At 63.5% G+C, this 2,295-nt stretch carries 3 protein-coding genes; 2 read left to right on the top strand and 1 reads right to left on the bottom strand.

Features of this window, described 5'->3' with window-relative positions; translation table 11 throughout:
* On the top strand, positions 1-1,618 hold a 1,618-nt coding region (locus ACK41X_RS23440; RefSeq protein WP_409728722.1), incomplete at its 5' end, for a B12-binding domain-containing radical SAM protein.
* 15 nt (positions 1,619-1,633) lie between these two features.
* Positions 1,634-1,954 carry a hypothetical protein gene (locus ACK41X_RS23435; protein ID WP_409728720.1) on the top strand — a complete coding sequence of 107 codons (321 nt, stop codon included), beginning with the start codon at positions 1,634-1,636 and terminating at the stop codon, positions 1,952-1,954.
* Positions 1,955-1,960: 6 nt separating this feature from the next.
* On the opposite strand, the gene ACK41X_RS23430 is transcribed toward ACK41X_RS23435, so the two are convergent.
* The coding region (locus ACK41X_RS23430) for a YbaK/EbsC family protein (RefSeq protein ID WP_409728717.1) at positions 1,961-2,295 on the bottom strand (335 nt) is incomplete at its 5' end.

Genomic DNA, 2,295 nt, shown 5'->3' with positions numbered 1-2,295 from the left:
GTGGGTAATACTCGCGCTCGTTCGCCGCTTGGCCGTTCACAAGTGCCAAGCTCCTCAACCGACGGGGATGAGCGTGAAGGTTGTCTTGATCGCTCCGCCGATAATGGACTTGGTCCAAGGCCATCTCCAGCCCATCGCGATGGACGCGCATCGGGAATGTCCGCCTTACGGCATCTATCTCTTGCGGTCGGCGCTTATCGCCGGCGGCCACGACGTGGTTCTTCTCGATCTCATCGCGGAAGGAACTTGTTCGATCGAGCATCATCGTGACGCGGTCGAGGACGCCGCTCTGATCGGCATCGGCGCGACATCCATGTCCTGGCCGACCGCGTTGGCGGTGATCAACCAAATCCGCGCCATGCGCTCCGATGTGCCGATCGTCCTCGGCGGGATCCATCCTACGATGTTCGACCGTTACGTCTTGACGACATTCCCGGTTGATTATGTCGTGCGCGGCGAAGGCGAAGCCGCGCTGGTAGCACTCGCAGACGCGATCGAGACGGGGGCAGATTGCGCTTCCGTGCCGAATCTCACCTGGGTCGCCGCGGACGGGACGATTGTGCGCAACCCCCTCGGCAAGCTCATCCACAAGACGGAGCTGCCGTCCTTTCCGACGCCGGATTACAGCGACCTTCCCCAAGATGTCTATCTGGGCCTGTCGATCGAATCGTCGCGCGGCTGCGCGTTTGACTGCTCGTTCTGCAGCACATCCTACCGCCGATCCTATCGGGCGATGGAGCCGGAATTTTTCGTGGATCGGCTCGAGCAGATCCTGCCGAGCTGCGACCGCACCGCGATGGGCACCGTCCACATCATCGACGACGAATTTTCGATGAACACCCGCCGGGCGACGATGATAGCCAACCATATTACCGAGCGCGGCCTCGATGCACGGCTGATCTACGATTCGCGTGCCAACGACCTGCTCGACGAGAGCTACGTCGCGGCCATGGCGCCGCTTACGAGCCAGTTCCTAGTCGGCGCGGAATGCGGTTACGACGAAGGTCTGCTGAAAATCGGGAAAGGCACGACCTGCGCCCGACTGGAAGCAGCGGCCGCCATGCTGAAGAAGCACGGCATCGCGCAGCGCGCCGACTTTTCCTTCGTGCTTGGCTTGCCGTGGGAAAGTATGACCGAGGTGGAGAAGACGATCGCTTTCGCCACGCGTCTCCACAGTCTCTATGGCGTGCGCATCCTGCTGCAATGGTATTGCCAGATTCCCGGCTCGCGCTTGTGGGATGCTGCTCATGATCGCGGCGACGTCACCGAAGCGATGTATGACGACTTCGGTTTCTTCGCGAACTTGTATCTGTTCCGCAGCGGCGTGCAGCTTTCGCCCGAGCAGATCTACCGGATCTCGGAACGGGTCGCGGGTCTGCTGACCCTGGCGCGCGCGCAATACCCCGACGTCCGCATGATCGAATATTCCTTCCCGGAGCCGATCGCTCGCTACTATCCGCGTCACGCGATGAGGTCGGACGACACCGGCTTGGCCAGCCTCCGGCAGGTGGCGCGGCCGCAGGGCGAGCAGCATTCCCGCGGTGGCGAACCCGGCTCCACCCAAGGGGAAAGGATCAGAGTCGGGATCCCACTGCGTCATTTCGAGGGAGTAGGCTGAAGAAGGAGCCCTATGATGGCCGAGGAAGGCGACAGATACGCAACCTATGCGCGGGCGATGGAGAAGGTGTTTACCGATCCCGACGTCCTAACTGCCTTGGATTCGGATCCCGAAGGCACGCTCGAACGGCTCGGTTTCGATCTGACCCCTGAAGCCCGCGCTCAGATCACGCAGGGGCCAGAGGCGCAGGCTGCGGGCATGGCGGCGATCGTTCTGCCGGCTGTGCGCGTTGCGACGAGTCCGGTCGTTCGCGTGGTTGTCAGCTCGAGCACATTTGCGGTCACGACGGATAGAGGGCGCTCCGGCAGCGATGAGCCGCCTCGAACGGCGCGTTGAGGCGATCTAGGCTTGCGCGAAGCCGACCGGTGGCTGGCACACGTCGACCCAGCGCGCCTTTGTGATGCGCGCGAGACGCTCCGGCGCGATCTCGACCGAGGCGGTGCGGGAGCCTGCGGCGGGGAAGACGGTGTCGAACGCCTTCAGCGAGACGTCGCAGTAGACCGGCAGATCGGTCCTGAGGCCGAACGGGCAGACTCCGCCGACCTGGTGGCCGGTGAGGGCCTCCGTCTCCTCGTGGCCCAGCATGCGCGGGCGAACGCCGAACTGGTCCTTGGTCTTGCGGTTGTCGAGACGGGCATCGCCGCGGGTGACGATCAGCACGACCTCCTCGCCGAGCC

This window comes from Pseudorhodoplanes sp. (assembly GCF_046289595.1).
Taxonomy (GTDB): Bacteria; Pseudomonadota; Alphaproteobacteria; order Rhizobiales; family Xanthobacteraceae; genus Pseudorhodoplanes.
Note: the sequence above shows the minus strand (reverse complement) of the source record. Positions and strands in the feature narration are given on the sequence as shown.